Annotated in this window: 11 protein-coding genes; 7 read left to right on the top strand and 4 right to left on the bottom strand. The window is 67.3% G+C overall.

What is annotated here, in order from left to right:
• Nucleotides 1–40: 40 nt before the first annotated feature.
• Nucleotides 41–1,228, bottom strand: a complete 1,188-nt coding sequence (locus ACQP1T_RS07400; RefSeq protein ID WP_433759192.1) for an amino acid deaminase/aldolase — start codon at nt 1,226–1,228, stop codon at nt 41–43.
• Between the two features lie 39 nt (nt 1,229–1,267).
• Nucleotides 1,268–1,747 (bottom strand): TetR family transcriptional regulator, encoded by a 480-nt coding sequence (locus ACQP1T_RS07395; protein ID WP_433759191.1) that lies wholly within the window; start codon nt 1,745–1,747, stop codon nt 1,268–1,270.
• A 418-nt stretch (nt 1,748–2,165) separates the two neighbouring features.
• Between ACQP1T_RS07395 and ACQP1T_RS07390 the strand changes: the two genes are divergently transcribed.
• Nucleotides 2,166–2,912 (top strand): tyrosine-protein phosphatase, encoded by a 747-nt coding sequence (locus ACQP1T_RS07390; protein WP_433759190.1) that lies wholly within the window; start codon nt 2,166–2,168, stop codon nt 2,910–2,912.
• Between the two features lies 1 nt (nt 2,913).
• Here ACQP1T_RS07390 and ACQP1T_RS07385 read toward each other — a convergent pair whose 3' ends face one another.
• Complete coding sequence (locus ACQP1T_RS07385; RefSeq protein ID WP_433759189.1) at nt 2,914–4,182, bottom strand: class I adenylate-forming enzyme family protein; 1,269 nt, start codon at nt 4,180–4,182, stop codon at nt 2,914–2,916.
• A gap of 95 nt (nt 4,183–4,277) precedes the next feature.
• Nucleotides 4,278–5,114, bottom strand: coding sequence for an enoyl-CoA hydratase/isomerase family protein (locus ACQP1T_RS07380; protein WP_433759188.1), 837 nt, complete (start codon nt 5,112–5,114; stop codon nt 4,278–4,280).
• A gap of 101 nt (nt 5,115–5,215) precedes the next feature.
• Here ACQP1T_RS07380 and ACQP1T_RS07375 point away from each other — a divergent pair, with 101 nt between their 5' ends.
• The 6 genes from ACQP1T_RS07375 (at nt 5,216) to ACQP1T_RS07350 (ending at nt 16,570) form a co-directional block, all read left to right on the top strand.
• The gene (locus ACQP1T_RS07375) at nt 5,216–6,241 is read left to right on the top strand and encodes a glutathione S-transferase family protein (RefSeq protein ID WP_433759187.1); all 1,026 of its coding nucleotides are present in this window, start codon (nt 5,216–5,218) and stop codon (nt 6,239–6,241) included.
• Between the two features lie 145 nt (nt 6,242–6,386).
• A complete protein-coding gene (locus tag ACQP1T_RS07370) occupies nt 6,387–7,118 on the top strand; it encodes a hypothetical protein (RefSeq protein WP_433759186.1) in 732 nt (243 codons plus the stop codon).
• A complete protein-coding gene (locus tag ACQP1T_RS07365; RefSeq protein ID WP_433759185.1) occupies nt 7,115–8,071 on the top strand; it encodes an ABC transporter ATP-binding protein in 957 nt (318 codons plus the stop codon). The genes ACQP1T_RS07370 and ACQP1T_RS07365 overlap by 4 nt, the downstream gene beginning before the upstream one ends.
• Nucleotides 8,068–8,850 carry an ABC transporter permease gene (locus tag ACQP1T_RS07360; RefSeq protein ID WP_433759184.1) on the top strand — a complete coding sequence of 261 codons (783 nt, stop codon included), beginning with the start codon at nt 8,068–8,070 and terminating at the stop codon, nt 8,848–8,850. Before ACQP1T_RS07365 ends, ACQP1T_RS07360 begins: the two co-directional genes overlap by 4 nt.
• 103 nt (nt 8,851–8,953) lie before the next feature.
• Nucleotides 8,954–12,694, top strand: coding sequence for an ABC transporter ATP-binding protein (locus ACQP1T_RS07355; protein WP_433762041.1), 3,741 nt, complete (start codon nt 8,954–8,956; stop codon nt 12,692–12,694).
• A gap of 96 nt (nt 12,695–12,790) precedes the next feature.
• Entirely contained in the window at nt 12,791–16,570 is a 3,780-nt protein-coding gene (locus ACQP1T_RS07350; RefSeq protein WP_433759183.1) for a multifunctional oxoglutarate decarboxylase/oxoglutarate dehydrogenase thiamine pyrophosphate-binding subunit/dihydrolipoyllysine-residue succinyltransferase subunit, read from the top strand.
• Nucleotides 16,571–16,594 lie beyond the last annotated feature (24 nt).

The raw sequence follows: 16,594 nt of genomic DNA, 5'->3' as shown, positions 1-16,594 counted from the left end.
TGAAATTGCCGTCCCGCGCAATTCGCAATTAGCGGGCGGCTCAGCCGAAGCAGTTACCTTCACCGCGATACGTGGGCACCGTCGTCCGCGTGCCGTCGCCATCGATCAGATGGACCTGGTCGAACCGCTCGCACAGCTCGCCCGCCTTGGCGTGCCGGAACCACACCCGATCGCCGATCCGCAGATCGTCGGCTCCGGACAGCGGCGTCTGCACCTCGCCAGCGCCTTCGGTGCCGAGCAGCTTCAAACCGGTGGGCCACACCGGCTTCGGCACCCGCGACGCCCCGGTCGGGCCGGAGGCGATGTAGCCGCCCGCGAAAACGGTTGCGATGGACGGGGTCGGCTTGCGCAGCACCGATGTGGCGAAGAACAGTGCCGGGCGCGGGGTGAAGGCGCGGTAGTGATCGAAGAGCGTCGGCACATACAGCCCGGAGCCCGCGGTCACCTCGGTGACATCCGGATCGGTGACGCTCACCTCGATGGATCCGGAGCCGCCGCTATTGACGATCTCCAACTTGCCGACCACCGACCGCACCGCGTCCAGCACCTGTCCGCGCCGCTTGCCGATCTCGGCCGCCGAGGCCCGCTTCACAAGGCGCACAGCGATATTGGCGTCGGGCAGCCCGGCGATCTGCGCTTCATAGGTCATCACGCCGACCACGTCGAACCCACGGCGCAGCGCTTCGCGCGCGAGCGCGGCGGCCTGTTCGGGGGTGCGTACCGGCGAGCGTCGAACACCCAAGTGCAGCGGGCCGATTCGCAGCGATGCGTCCACGTCGAGGCAGATTCTCGGCCGCGCCAGATCGGTGCCGATCGCGGCGCGGATCAGGTCCAGCTGGGCGAGATCATCGACCATCAACGTAATGGATCGGCGCAGCGTGTCATCGGCGGCGAGTTCGGCGAGCGCCGCGCGATCGACGGTCGGATAGCCGAGTAGCACATCGCGCGCACCGAGGCGGACCAGCCAGATCGCCTCCGCCAACGAGTAGGACATGACGCCCGCGAAGCCACCGGATGCGGTGAGCTCGGCGCCGAGCACCTCTTCGAGCACCGCGCGACAGCGCACCGATTTACTCGCCACCCGGATGGGCACCCCACCCGCGCGACGGACCAGGTCAGCGGCATTGGCACGCAGCGCGGTCAGGTCGAGGGCGGCAAGCGGCGGGTCCAGCTCGGCCGTGGCCGCATCCAGTGCGGCAATCGGCGACGTGTCTGTCACCAGCCCCACTCAACCACCAAACTGGTCAAACGTCCAGTACTGGTGGGATCAGACTTCGGCGGCCCGGCTCGCCAGGCTGCTGACCAGGTCGTCGAGCACCACCAGCATCGTTTCGTCATTGCAATCGGCGAGCCAGCGCAGCACCGTGCCCTGCAACACCGAGACCGCGTAGGCCGCGATGGCATCGGTCGGCTCCAACCACTGGGCGCCCGACCGGTCGGCGCAGAGGTCAAGGAAGCTCGCGACCTCGGAATCCATCTCGCGGAACAGGGCCGTGGCCTGCGGGTCGGCGACACATTCGGTCTGCGCCTCCCACCGCTCGGCCAGCTGATGCGCGGTCGCCTCGTACCTGCGGGCCTGCTTGGCCGGTGCCGCCTTGACCAGCGGCCAGTACGCGCTCACACCGGCATGCAGCAGCACCCGAAGTGCTCGCACTCCGGTGAAATCGAGTGAGGCGGCCGCCTTCTCGACGGCCTCGCAGATGGTCGGCCGCAGCCTGACCGCCGCTATTTCTCCACGTACGCTCAACGACGACTCCCTCGAGGAAAGAACTCGCGCACCTTCGTCGGCGCGACTCGCTGAACATGACAGGCGACTCTCACGAATCCCCCGCTAGGGAATTTCCTGGATGCCCAGTCCAACATTCATCAATGGTAGAGGGTTTCCAGGGTTTAAGAATGGGTTCAGCGGGTATTTCCAGACTGGAAGAATGTTTTGTTACCCAACCGGAATCCCTCTGCGATCGAGCGGTGTTCACCGGAATCGCCTCCCCGGGCGTCACTCTCGCGTCTGCCCGACGCAAGAAGACCATCGACCAGACTACGGTGCCAGCCGGTCCCGCTCCGGTGTGCTGTGGCGGATCACACACAAAGACCTCGCAATCTGGACGGACGGCGGTTCCGCGATCGACACCGTGCCGACACCGCGAGGTGGCTAGCCTGGACCGGTGACTCTCTCGCCATCCGCCGACCAGTTCTATCTGACCGGCACGTTCAACTTCCGCGATCTCGGCGGTCTGCGCACCGTCGACGGCGCGCGGATCCGCCCCGGCGTGCTGTTGCGCTCGGCCCAGTTGAGCGGCCTCGATCTGCCCGGCCACGCGATCCTGCGTGAACTCGGCGTCACCGATGTCTTCGACCTGCGCGGGCCGCGCGAGATCGAGCACATCGGCCACGACAATCTGCCCGAGGGCGTGCGGCTGAATGTCACACCGTTCGACTCCCGGATGGCAGAGGCGCCGCCGCACGACGCGCAGACCGACTCGGCGTTCACGCACATGCTCGAGGTCTACCGGTACTTCCCGGCCCTGCCCGAGGCCAATGCCGCGATCATCACCATCGCCGAGACGATCGCCGCCGGCGACGGCGCGGTGCTGGTGCACTGCGCGGCCGGTAAGGACCGCACCGGTTGGGCAATCGCGACGCTGCTGCGCGCGGTGGCGGTCGGCGAGGACGATGTGCTCACCGACTTCATGGCCAGCAATGACGCCGTCCCCGCCCTGCGCGCCATGATGGCGCCGAAACTCACTGCGGGAGTAGAACTTTCCATCGATATCCTCGGTGTGCGCGAGGATTACCTGCGCATCGCGACGGATGCGGTACACGTAAGCCACGGTGATTTCGAGACCTATCTGACCGCCATCGGATTCACCGCGGAGCTGCGCGCACGGCTGCGCGATCGCCTGCTCGAGTGAGTCACCCCGCCTGCGCCTGCTCGCGCCGGACCAGACCGTCGGCGTCGATACTGACCTGATCGCCGGTGTGGAACCAACTTCCGGTGAAGCGGTCGGCGGTGGTCTCCGGATCGTTCCAGTAGCGGTGGGTGACATTCGGTCCGCGACAGAGCAATTCGCCGTGTCCGGTCTGCGCTTGCGGCCCCCACAGTGCCAATTCGGTTCCGCCGAAGGGGAATCCGAGCACCCGATCGGCACCGGGTGCGGTGTCGGTCGAGTCGTCCACGACCAGGCCGATGCCGCTGGTTTCGGTCGCACCCCAGACCGACCACTGCCGCGCGGCCGGGAACATATCCCGCAGCGGCGCGACCAGATCGGCGGGATCGGTGCGATCGGCGGCGCGTTCGCCGCGATGTCCCGCATTGCTGACCCGGACGATGCCCTCTGTGCGCAGTCCCTCGGTGCGCAGTCCCGCTAGTTCGGGCAGCAGGCGCGAGAAGATGCGTGGTGTCGCGGAAACCATATCGATCCGTTCGGAGACAATGGTTTCGGCGAGACTGCGACTGTCCGGCGCGAGGACGACGGTGCCGCCGACCGCGAAGGTCGGCAATAGCTGGTCCACACAGCCGCTGGCGTGGGCCAGCGGTAACAACACCAGATTGCGCAGTCCATCGGTCGGCAGATCCATCGCCGCGACGACGGAACGGATTGCCGAGAGTAGATTTTCGTTGGTCAGCTCGACGCCTTTGGGCGCGACGGTGGCATTGGCCGGACAGACCCCGGTGCCGCTGGTGTAGCAGAGCAGTGCCAGATCGCTCAGGGCCGCACCGTCATCGATGAAGGCGGCGCCGTCGGGCAATTCGTCGCCGCCGGCGCCGAGCACGAAATCGGTACTGCTGTCGGCCATCACCCGCTCGGCCACCGCATCGGGCAGCCCGTCGTGCACCAGCACCGGGACCGCGCCGCTGAGCAGCGCCCCGAGGAAGGCCTGCACCCAGCGCGCGCCCGTCGGCATGTGGATGGCGACCCGGTCGCCGTAGCCGATGCCGTGTTCCTGCAGACCGCCCGCGATGCGGGAGGCGGAGTGCCACAGTTCCCGATAACTCAGCCGGGGGCCGCCGATTTCCACCACCGCCTCCCTGGTCGAGAAGGCATGCACCTGCAGATCCAATAGTTCGGTCAGCGCCGGGGTGAGATTGCCGTAGCGCAGCACCCCATCGGCGCCGCGGGCCAGCGGGGCATCGCAAGCATGCGGACGGTTGAGTGGATATTCGACCAAAAACTGCGACATGGGTCCTCCGCACGCGCCTCGAGCCTGCAGGCTCCTGCGACTATATGACGCGAGTCACACTTTCGCTGGCGTAGGCGAGGAACGTGTCCTTGCCGTCACCGGCCGGTGTAGGTCGCCTTCCCCGGCCCGACCTCCAGGAAGCTACGCACCGCGCCGCGCAGATCCGCGGTGTCGAACAGCGCGCCGGACACCTCCGGCGTCACCGAATCCGCGTGCGCCACACCTCCCGAGCGCCACGCCTCGATGATCTGTTTGGTCGCCGCATGCGCCCGGGTCGGGCCCTCGGCAAGGCGATTCGTCAATTCCCTTGCGGCAGTGTCGACATCGTCGTGGATGGCGTTGACCACGCCCCATTCGGCCATGGTCGCGGCGTCGTAGAGGTCACCGGTCATCACGAATTCGCGGGCACGGCCCGAACCGGCACGCTCGGCCAGCCGCTGCGGACCGCCCATCGACGGCGTCAGGCCGACGACGGTCTCCACCAGACCGAATTTCGCCTTCGGCGCGGCCAGGATGATGTCGCAGGCCAGAGCCATTTCGAAGGCGGCGGTCAGGGTGAGGCCGTGTGCGGCGAAGACCACCGGACACGGCAGCGCCTCCAGCGGATGGATGATCTGCGCGAACAGCGCGCGCCACAGCTCGGCGCCCTGTTCAACGGCTAGGGGGATGGCAGCCGACGGAGTCGGCGGGGTAGGTGAGAGGAGCCCGTCGAAGACGTGCACGTCGACGCCACCGGAGACCAGCTTGCCCTCGGCCCGCAGCAGCACCGCGCGCGGTGGGTTGGCCGACAGCTCGGCGAGATCCTCGACGAGCGCGTCGAGCATCGGCTGGTCGAACAGATTCAGCGGCGGATTGGCCAGGGTGAGGGTCGCGACCTCGGCGCCGCCGTCGGTGGTTTCCCGGGTCAGCCTGGTGGCCTTCGTATCACTCATCCGGCAAGACTAAGCTCACCACCTCGCCCGCTGCCGCCCCCCGATGCTCATCCACACCGCTCGCGGCCGTCATTCAGGCGTAGATCTGCCAGACTAGGCAAGTGACCAAGGCGGTATCGGAAAACGGCTCCTACGTCGAAGCCGGTGAGTTCAAGCGGGATACGAATTACATCACCACACGCATTACTGCTGATGGCCGCGACGGGTATCCCGTCGAGGCTGGCCGGTATCGGCTGGTCGCGGCGCGGGCCTGTCCGTGGGCCAATCGCACGCTGATCGTGCGCAGATTGCTGGGGCTGGAAGACGTCATCTCGCTCGGATTGTGCGGGCCGACGCACGACAAGCTCAGCTGGACCTTCGATCTGGATCCCGGTGGGGTGGATCCGGTGCTCGGCATCCCCCGGTTGCGCGATGCGTACCTCGCACGGTTCCCGGACTATCCGCGCGGCATCACGGTGCCCGCGCTCGTGGACATCCCCACCGGACAGGTGGTGACCAACGACTACGCGCAGATCACGCTGGACTTCTCCAGCGAGTGGACCGAATTCCATCGCCCCGGTGCGCCGCAGCTGTATCCGCAGGAGTTGCGGGCCGAGATCGACGAGGTGAACCAGGCGGTCTTCCGGGATGTCAACAATGGCGTCTACCGGTGCGGATTCGCTGGTACGCAGGCGGCCTACGAGGCGGCCTACGATCGGCTCTTCGGTCGGCTGGACTGGCTGTCGGAACGGCTCGCCACCCAGCGCTACCTGGTGGGCGACACCATTACCGAGGCCGATGTGCGGCTGTTCACCACGCTGGTCCGCTTCGATCCGGTCTACCACGGCCATTTCAAGACCAACCGCTCCAAACTGAGCGAAATGCCGGTGCTCTGGGGCTATGTGCGCGATCTGTACCAGACACCCGGATTCGGCGACACCGTCGATTTCGGGCAGATCAAGACGCACTACTACGTGGTGCACGGCGACATCAATCCGACGCAGATCGTGCCCAAGGGTCCGGATCTGACCGGCCTGCTGACCCCGCACGGCCGAGAAGCGCTGGGCGGCAGGCCATTCGGCGACGGCACCGCACCGCCACCGCCACCGCTCACCGAGCGAGTGCCCGCCCTGCACGAACCGGCGTGATCGAACCGACACTGGGTACACCCACCCCGCCGGCTGCCATCCCCCATCGGGAACCCGACCGACCGGGTACATCGTTGTCATGACGAGTTGATGGCGGTCGGTGCAATAAGGTCGTTGCGTACGGGCGGAAGAGGAGGATATCGCCGTGTTCAAAGGCACGTTCGAGAAGACGGTGGTCCAGCTACTCGATAGCGGGTCGCGCCTGCAGGCGCCCGCGGTCGCCAAGTACGTGGACCGGCTGCGGCGTTCGCATCCGTCGGAGAGTCCCGCGCAGATCATCGAGCGGCTGGAGCACCAGTACCTGCTCGCGGTCACCAGCAGTGGCGGTGCGGTGGGTGCGACGGCGGCGGTGCCGGGCGTCGGCACCATCGCGGCGCTCGCGGCGGTCAGTGCCGAGACGACCTTCTTCATGGAGGCGTCCGCGGTGTTCACGCTGGCCGTCGCTGCCGTGCACGGCATCTCACCCGAGGACCAGGAGACGCGGCGGGCACTGGTGCTCGCGGTCGTGCTCGGTGAGAGCGGGATGGAGATCGTCGAGAAGACGGTCGGTCATTCGGCGAAGAACTGGGGCACCCTGTTCGCCAATAGGATTCCCGGCCTGTCCAGCATGAACGATTCGCTGCTCAAGCGATTCATCATTCGCTTCATCACCAAGCGGGCGGCATTGATGGCGGGCAAGGTGGTGCCCGCCGGTATCGGCGCGGTGATCGGCGGCGTCGGCAACCGGACACTCGGCAAGACCACGATCAGCAACGCGCGCAAGGCATTCGGACCCGCGCCGGTGACCTGGCCCGCCGATCGGCAGCTCGTCATCGACGCCGATCCGCTGCCCGCCCTGGATCCGGCCAAGCCGCAACCCCCGACCACGCCGCGATGAGTTCTGCCCGACCGCTCGCCTTCTCCGTTCGCGGCCTGACCAAGCGCTACAACCTGGTCACCGCGGTGGAAAACGTGAGCTTCACCGTGCCGTCCGGAACCACCGCCGCCCTGGTGGGTCCGGCGGGCGCGGGGAAGACGACGATTCTGCGGATCCTGCTCGGCCTGCTCCAGCCGACCTCCGGAACCGCGGCGGTCGGCGGACCTGGCTCCCGGCGAGGCGAAGCAGCCGCGGTTGTCGGCGGCATGTTGCAGCCGCGCGGACTGCATCCGGCTCGAAGCGCGCGCGATCATCTGCTCGTCTATGCGGCCGCCGCGGGTGTCGAGGACGCGCGGGTCGACGAGGTGATCCAGGTGGTCGGTCTCGGTGACCTGGCGAAGACGCGGGCGGGCGAGCTGTCGGATGGATCGCAGACCCGGCTGGCGCTGGCGACCGCACTGCTCGGCGACCCGCAGTTGCTGATTCTCGACGAACCGCTGGCCGGTCTCGACGCGGCCGAACGCGCCTGGCTGGCGGACTTCCTGCGGCGGCACACCCGCCGCGGCGGCACCGTCCTGTTGACCAGCGAAGGCCTCGCGAACGTGATTCCGATGGCGGACAACATCATTGTCGTGAGCGGGGGCTCGGTGGTCTATCAGGGCACGCCCGCCCGGCTGCGGCGCGGCCATCCCGATCGTCTGGTCGTCGCCGCATCGACCCCGATCGCACTCGCCACCATGTTGGCCGCACAGGGCTTCACCGATGCGGTGATCCGTCCCGACGGTCGCCTCGCCGTTGCCGAGGCGACCGAAGCGCAGATCCGCGCGGCGGCGACGGCGGCCGGTGTGCGCGTGGACAATATCGCGGCCGACCAGATCCACCCCGACCGAGTGTTGGCCGCACTGGTCAAACCGGCCCGCCCGCCCCAGCCCGCCCCCTATGCCGGGATCGCACCGCAAGGGATTCCACGATGATCACCGTGCTGCCCCCGGATCTCGTTCCGGCCGTCAACTCCGAGGTCCGCAAGGTCGCCACGCTGCGCGCCAGCCGAATCCTGGCCGCACTGATCCCGGCGATCGCCCTCGTCGCGAGCACGGTGACCGCACTGCTCGCCGGACCCGCCGATCCGAAATCCAATCCGGCCACCGGCGCGGCGACCATCGGGCTGTATATCGGACTCGCGGCCGCGATCGTACTGGCCGGTGCCTTCGGCGCGGCCGGTGCGGGAGCCGAATACCGTTACGCGACAATGCCGTCCACCGCCATGTTCACCCCCGACCGAGACCGGCTCGCCGCCGCGAAATTCCTGGTCACCGCGGGCTTCGCGCTGGCGGCGACCTTCGTTGTCGAACTCATCGCCTTCGCCTGCCTGCTCGGTTTCGGCCGCGGCAAATTCGACTTCGGCGTGCGCCTACTCGCCGTGCTCGGCGGCGGTCTGCTCGCCGCGGTCTGCTGGTCGCTGATCGGCGCCGGTCTGGGATTGCTGCTACGCACGTCGACCACCGCGGTCGTGGCGATGCTCGGCTGGCTGGTGATCATCGAACCGTTGATCTGGGTGGTCGCCAAGGCAATCGGCCTGGCCGGAGTGGTGACCGTCCTGCCCGGCTCGGCCACCCTCAGCACCGTCGCCGTGGGCTCCTTCAAAGACAGCGACTTTCTGGCCCCCACCCCCGCCGCACTGGTGGTCCTCATCCTCTGGACCCTCGCCGCGGCGGGCGGAGCCTGGTGGTTGCTCCGCACCGCCGAACTCTGATCCGGTCCCGGCCGCGGGGAACAAACAGCGGTGCGGCACGTGTCATTACCGTCGGTATCAGCACGACAAGACGGGGTGAGCAGCGGAAGTGACCGAGCGCGGTATGGGTTGGATGCGCAGACTGTGGACCGAGTGCTGGAGCCACCGGGGAACGGTCACTGGCATCGCGATCGCCTTGGCGGCCGGAGCGGTGGTCGAGATCTCCGCGCCGCTGCTGACCAAGCGAGCGGTCGATGCGGCCGGATTCGGTGACACCTCCGTCATCGGGACCATCGCGGCCCTGCTCGCCCTCGTCGCACTCGGCCGCTTCTCGGCGGCCTTCGGACGCCGCATGTTGGCCGGACGGCTATCCCTCGATGTGCAGCACTCGTTGCGGGTCAGCCTGCTCGCCTCGTTGCAGCGCCTCGACGGCGTCGGGCAGGACGCGCTGCGCACCGGACAGGTGGTGTCGCGCTCGATCACGGATCTGCAGTTGGTGCAGGGCCTTTTGGCGATGACACCGCTGTCGGGGCTGGCATTGCTGGAGTTCCTGCTGGCCGCCGCGGTCATGGTGTGGCTGTCGCCGCCGCTGGCCGCCGTCGCATTGTTGGTGGTCCCAGCCATCGCGGTGCTGGTGTATCGGATGCGGCCTCGCCTGTACGCGGCAACGTGGTCGGCGCAGCAGCGCGCGGCCGAGGTCGCACAGCATGTCGAAGAGACCGTCACCGGCGTGCGGGTCGTCAAGGGCTTCGGGCAGGAAGCTCGGATGGTGCGCGTGCTGGAGGAGCACGGGCGCGTTCTCTACGCCGAGCGCATGCGCGCCGCCAAGATCAATGCGCGCTTCGCACCCGGGGTGACCACGATTCCGCAAGCCGGGCTGGTCGCGGTGATCGTTGTGGGCGGACTGCTCGCCCTGCACGGCGTCATCGGTATCGGCACCTTTCTCGCCTTCTCCGCGTACGTCACGACCATGACCGTCACCACCCGGACCATATCCTCGGTGGTGATCATGGCCCAGCTGACCAGGGCCGCCGCCGAGCGCGTCTACCAGGTCATCGACGCGGCCCCCGAAATCGCCGATCCACCTGCCCCCACCGAACTCCCGGACGGCCCGTTGGGCATCGAAATAGATTCGCTCACTTTCGGATTCGATCCCGCACAGCCGATCCTGCGTGACCTCGACCTGACCGTGCGGCCCGGCGAGACGGTCGCCGTCATCGGGCCCGCGGGCTCCGGGAAGTCGACGCTGTCACTGCTTCTCCCACGCTTCTACGCCCCGGATTCCGGCGCCATCCGTTTGTTCGGATCGGCGGAAACCGCAGAGCAGGTGGATATCGCCGACCTGCGCGCATCCGATCTGCGCAGCGCGGTCGGGGTGGTGTTCGACGACCCGTTCCTGTTCAGCGACACCATCGCCGCGAATATCGCCCTCGGCCGACCTGAGGCCACCGATGCCGAAATACGCTATGCCGCAAAACTCGCCGCTGCCGACGAGTTCATCACCGAACTCTCGGACGGCTACGACACCGTGGTCGGCGAACGCGGATTGACGCTGTCCGGCGGACAGCGGCAGCGAATCGCCTTGGCCAGAGCCCTATTGGCGCGCCCGCGGATTCTGGTGCTCGATGATGCGACCTCCGCGGTCGATGCGGTGACCGAGGCGGCCATATTCGAGAAGCTACCCGATGCGGGCGGGCGCACCACGTTGATCCTGGCGCATCGGGAATCCACACTGGCACATGCGGATCGGGTGATCCGGCTCCCTCGGCCGGTCTCATATGCCACCGGCGAAGCCATGATCGTCGGCACCCCAGCCGATGCCGAGCACACCACCGATTTCGGAAGCACCACCACCGATGCCGAACGCGACACAGCCACCGGTTCCGGGCGGACGACGACAACTTTCACTCGCGCGGCGACACCGACCAGCGGCCCAGGCGGATTCTCCGGCGCAGCAGCCGATCTCAGCGAAACCCCCGAACTTCGCCGCACCATCGAACGTCTGCCACCGGCCACCGAACAACCCGGCCTGGACGATGAACAGCTGCGGCAACCGGATCCCGGATTCCGGCTCGCTCGCCTGCTGCGTCCGGTGCGCTGGTTGGTCCTGACCGTCATCACACTGCTCGCACTGGACACCCTCATCGGCGTCGCCTTCCCACCGATCGTGCGTTACGCCATCGATTCCGGTGTGAGCGGCCATGATTCGGGCGCACTCGGCAGAGCCGGAGTGCTCGGCGCGGTCTTGGTGGTGCTCGGTCTCGTCATCGGCGCGGCGACCACCGTCCTCACCGCGCGCACCGGTGAACGCGTCCTCTACGGCCTGCGCGTGCGCAGTTACGCCCATCTGCAACGGCTTGGATTGGACTACTACGAGCGCGAGCTGTCCGGTCGGATCATGACCCGGATGACCACCGACGTGGACGCCCTCTCGACCTTCCTGCAAACCGGCGTCGCGACCACGCTGATCGGCGTGCTCACCCTGGTCGGTATCGCGGTGGCGCTGTTGGTCATCGACGCCTCGCTGGCGGCGGTAGTACTGATCGCGCTGCCGCCGCTGCTGGTGGCGACGGCGCTGTTCCGCCGCGTCTCGTCTACCGCGTACACCGTCTCGCGCGAACACGTCTCGACCGTCAATGCCGATTTCCAGGAGAATGTCGCCGGTCTGCGCGCCGTCCAAGCCAATCGGCACGAGCCGATCGCGGCCCGTCGCTTCGCCGAATACTCCGATCGCTACCGCGCCAGCCGGATGCGCGCCCAGCGCGCGATCGCCATGTACTTCGCCTTCGTCATCGCCTGGGCCGATCTGGCGCTGGCCGCGGTCGTGTACTTCGGCGCGCGCGAAGTCGCCGCCGATACGACGACCGCGGGCACACTCATCGCCTTCGTGCTGTATCTGCAGCTGCTCTTCGGCCCGATCCTGCAGTTGTCCCAAGTTTTCGACGGCTACCAGCAGGCGCGCGTTGGCCTGCGCCGCATCGGCGATCTGCTGCGCACCCCGTCCTCCATCGCCGCCGACCCACCGGAGGCGATCGCGATCGACCACGGATTGCGCGGCGAGGTCGTCCTCGACGACATCCGATTCCACTATCCGGGCACCGAGAAGCCCGCCCTCGACGGAGTGTCACTGCGAATTCCGGCCGGATCCACGCTGGCCTTGGTCGGACCGACGGGCGCTGGCAAATCGACCATCGTCAAGTTGCTCGCCCGCCTCTACGACCTGCCACGCGACAACCCGGGTGCGATCGAGGTCGATGACATCGACATCCGTGACTACCGCCTCACCGACTACCGCGCCCGGCTCGGCATCGTCCCGCAGGAAGCTCACCTCTTCACCGGCGATGTCGCCAGCAACATTGCATTCGGGAAACCGTCGGCGACCGAAGCCGAGATCGCGGCGGCCGCCACCGCGGTCGGTGCGGCCGATATGATCGCCGCGCTACCGCAGGGCATGCGCCATCCGATCGGCGAGCGCGGCCGCGGGCTGTCGGCGGGCCAGCGCCAACTGATCGCCCTCGCCAGAGCCGAACTGGTGCGCCCGGATCTATTGCTGCTCGACGAGGCCACCGCCACCCTCGATCCGGAGACCGAGGCATCGGTGCTGGTAGCGAGCCGATCACTGACTCGTGGCCGCACCACCGTCGTCGTGGCGCACCGCCTGGGCACGGCAGCGCGAGCCGATCGGATCGCCGTCGTGGAACGCGGACGAATCGCCGAAATCGGGTCGCACGACACATTGGTTGCGGTCGGTGGCCGCTATGCCCAGCTATGGGCGGCGGCCAGCGAAACGGGGGGAATATTCTCGGGTGAGGACGGGTCGTCATCTTTGGGATCGGGTTTGTCCGGTGGTCAGTCGATCCACTGATTTGCTGCTGGGCCTATCCTCAGAGAGGGCGCATCGGCGCGCATCCGCCGATCCCCGTGCCGGGCACGTCACAAACGTCGCAGCGCGAAGAACGAAATGAGGCGAACACCTGCTGTGAGCAGCTCAACTTCCCAGTTCGGACAGAACCAGTGGCTAGTCGATGAGATGTATCAAAAGTACAAACAGGATCCATCTTCCGTCGATGAAAGTTGGCACGAGTTCCTCGCCGATTACACGCCCGAAGTCGTGGGTGATTCCGTCAACAGCGCCGCGCCCGCGGCCGCGCCCGCGCAGGTGGCCAACCCGGCACCGGCACCCGCGCCGGTGAACGCGACCCCGGCCGCAGCGGCCCCCGCCCCGGCAGCGCCCGCGCCCGCCGCGCCGAAGCCTCCCGCGCCCGCGCCGGCGAAGCCAACCACCCGCGCGCCGCAGACGACGCCCGCGCCGACCTCGAATGCCGCGCCCACCTCGGGCGGGCCGAAGCCCGCGGAAACCGCGGCCGACGAAGCGAAGGTCCTGCGCGGCCCGGCCGCCGCCGTGGTCAAGAACATGTCTGCCTCGCTGGCGATCCCGACCGCGACCAGCGTGCGCGCCATTCCGGCGAAGCTGATGATCGATAACCGCCTGGTCATCAACAACCACCTGGCCCGCACCCGCGGCGGCAAGATCTCCTTCACTCACCTGCTCGGCTACGCGATCGTGCAGGCGGTCAAGTCGTTCCCGAATCTGAACCGGCACTTCGCCGAGATCGACGGCAAGCCCAACGCGATCACCCCGGCGCACACCAACCTCGGCCTCGCCATCGACCTGGCGGGCAAGGACGGCAACCGCTCGCTGGTCGTCGCGGCCATCAAGGGCTGCGAGGCGATGACCTTCGGGCAGTTCCACACCGCCTACGAGGACATCGTGCGCCGCGCCCGCGACGGCAAGCTCGGCATCGACGACTTCACCGGGGTCACCATCTCGCTGACCAACCCGGGCACCATCGGCACCGTGCACTCGGTGCCGCGGCTGATGCCGGGCCAGGGCGCGATCATCGGCGCGGGCGCGATGGAGTACCCGGCCGAGTTCCAGGGCATGAGCGACGAGCGCATCAACGAGCTCGGCGTCGGCAAGCTGATGACCCTGACCTCGACCTACGACCACCGCATCATCCAGGGCGCGGAGTCCGGCGACTTCCTTCGCACCATCCACAACCTGCTGATCAGCGACGAGTTCTACGACGAGATCTTCCACGGCCTCGGCGTGCCCTACGAGCCGGTGCGCTGGCGCAAGGACGTCAAGGAGCGCGGCGTCGACAAGAGCACCCGCGTGCTCGAGATGATCGCCGCCTACCGCAACCGCGGCCACCTGATGGCCGACACCGACCCGCTGCGGCTGGTCAAGGACAAGTTCCGCAGCCACCCGGACCTCGATGTCACCCAGCACGGCCTCACCCTCTGGGACCTGGACCGCACCTTCGATGTCGCGGGCTTCCACGGCCAGGAGCGGATGAAGCTGCGCGATGTGCTCTCGGTGCTGCGCGATGCCTACTGCCGCCACGTCGGTGTGGAGTACACCCACATCCTGGAAACCGAGCAGCTGCAGTGGATTCAGGAGCGGGTCGAGCAGAAGCACGTCAAGCCGACTGTCGCACAGCAGAAGTACATCCTGAACCGGTTGAACGCCGCGGAGGCCTTCGAGACCTTCCTGCAGACCAAATACGTCGGGCAGAAGCGCTTCTCGCTCGAGGGCGCCGAGGCCGTCATCCCGATGATGGACGCCGTGATCGACCAGTCCGCCGAGCATTCGCTCGACGAGGTCGTCATCGGTATGCCGCACCGCGGTCGCCTCAATGTGCTCGCCAATATCGTCGGCAAGCCGTACTCGAAGATCTTCACCGAGTTCGAGGGCAATATGAACCCGGCGGCCACGCACGGCTCCGGCGACGTGAAGTACCACCTCGGCGCGCGCGGCACCTACCTGCAGATGTTCGGCGACAACGAGATCGAGGTCTCGCTCACCGCCAACCCCTCGCACCTGGAGGCGGTCGACCCGGTGCTCGAGGGTCTGGTGCGCGCCAAGCAGGACCTGCTGAACAAGGGCGACGGGCCCGAGGGCTTCTCGGTCATGCCGCTGATGCTGCACGGTGACGCCGCATTCGCGGGTCAGGGTGTGGTCGCGGAGACGCTGAACCTGTCGGGGCTGCGCGGTTACCGGGTCGGCGGCACCATCCACATCGTGGTGAACAACCAGATCGGCTTCACCACCGCACCGGAGAACAGCCGCTCCACCGAATACTCCACCGACATCGCGAAGTTCATCGGCGCGCCGATCTTCCACGTGAACGGTGACGACCCTGAGGCCTGCGACTGGGTGGCGCGCCTGGCGGTGGACTTCCGGCAGAAGTTCCGCAAGGACGTCGTGATCGACATGATCTGCTACCGGCGTCGCGGCCACAACGAGGGCGACGACCCGTCGATGACCCAGCCGTACATGTACGACGTCATCGACACCAAGCGCTCGGTGCGCAAGGCATACACCGAGAGCCTGATCGGTCGTGGCGATATCTCCATGAAAGAGGCCGAGGACGCGCTGCGTGACTACCAGGGTCAGCTGGAGCGGGTCTTCAACGAGGTCAGGGAACTGGAGAAATACACCCCGGAGCCGAGTGAATCGGTCGAGGACGACCAGCAGGTGCCAGCGACGGTCGTGACGGCCGTGGACAAGGCCGTGCTGCAGCGCATCGGCGACGCCTTCCTCGGCGTGCCGGACGGCTTCAATGTGCACCCGCGCGTCAAGCCGGTGCTGGAGAAGCGGCGCGAAATGGCCTACGAGGGCAAGGTCGACTGGGCCTTCGCCGAGTTGCTCGCCTTCGGCACGCTGATCGATGAGGGTCGCGCGGTGCGCCTGACCGGTCAGGACTCGCGTCGCGGCACCTTCACCCAGCGCCACTCGGTGATCATCGACCGCAAGACGGCCGAGGAATACACCCCGCTGCACAACATCGGCAGCAGCAACCCGGGTTGGTTCGCGGTGCACGACTCGGCGCTGAGCGAATACGCCGCCGTCGGCTTCGAATACGGCTACTCGCTGGGCAACCCGGACGCACTCGTGTTGTGGGAGGCGCAGTTCGGTGACTTCGTCAACGGCGCGCAGTCCATCATCGACGAGTTCATCTCCTCCGGTGAGGCCAAATGGGGTCAGCTGTCGGAGGTCGTACTGCTGCTGCCGCACGGTCACGAGGGTCAGGGCCCGGACCACACCTCCGGTCGCATCGAGCGCTTCCTGCAGCTGTGCGCCGAGGGTTCGATGACGGTCGCCGTGCCGTCCACCCCGGCGAACTACTTCCACCTGCTGCGCCGCCACGCGCTCGACGGCATCCGTCGCCCGCTGATCGTCTTCACCCCGAAGTCGATGCTGCGCAATAAGGCCGTGGTCTCGGACCTGAAGGACTTCACCGAATCGAAGTTCCGCTCGGTGTTCGACGAGCCAACCTACGAACAGGGCATCGGCGACCGCAACAAGGTCAAGCGCGTCCTGCTGACCAGCGGCAAGCTCTACTACGAGCTGGTCGCCGAAAAGGCCAAGCAGAAGCGCGAAGATGTCGCCATCGTCCGCATCGAGCAGCTCTACCCGCTGCCCAAGTTCCGCCTCAACGAGGCACTGGCCGGTTACCCGAATGCGACCGATATCGCCTGGGTCCAGGAAGAACCGGCCAACCAGGGCGCCTGGCCGTTCTTCGGCCTGAACCTGCCCGAGCTGCTCCCGGAGCGCTTCACCAAGCTCCGCCGCATCTCCCGCCGCGCCATGTCGGCCCCGTCTTCGGGTTCGTCGAAGGTGCACGCGGTGGAACAAGCCGAAATCGTCGCCGAGGCATTCGAGCCGACCGCGTAGTTTCTCGCTGACCCGACGCCGGGC

Source organism: Nocardia sp. CA-135398, from assembly GCF_050955845.1.
Taxonomy (GTDB): domain Bacteria; phylum Actinomycetota; class Actinomycetes; order Mycobacteriales; family Mycobacteriaceae; genus Nocardia.
Note: the sequence above shows the minus strand (reverse complement) of the source record. Positions and strands in the feature narration are given on the sequence as shown.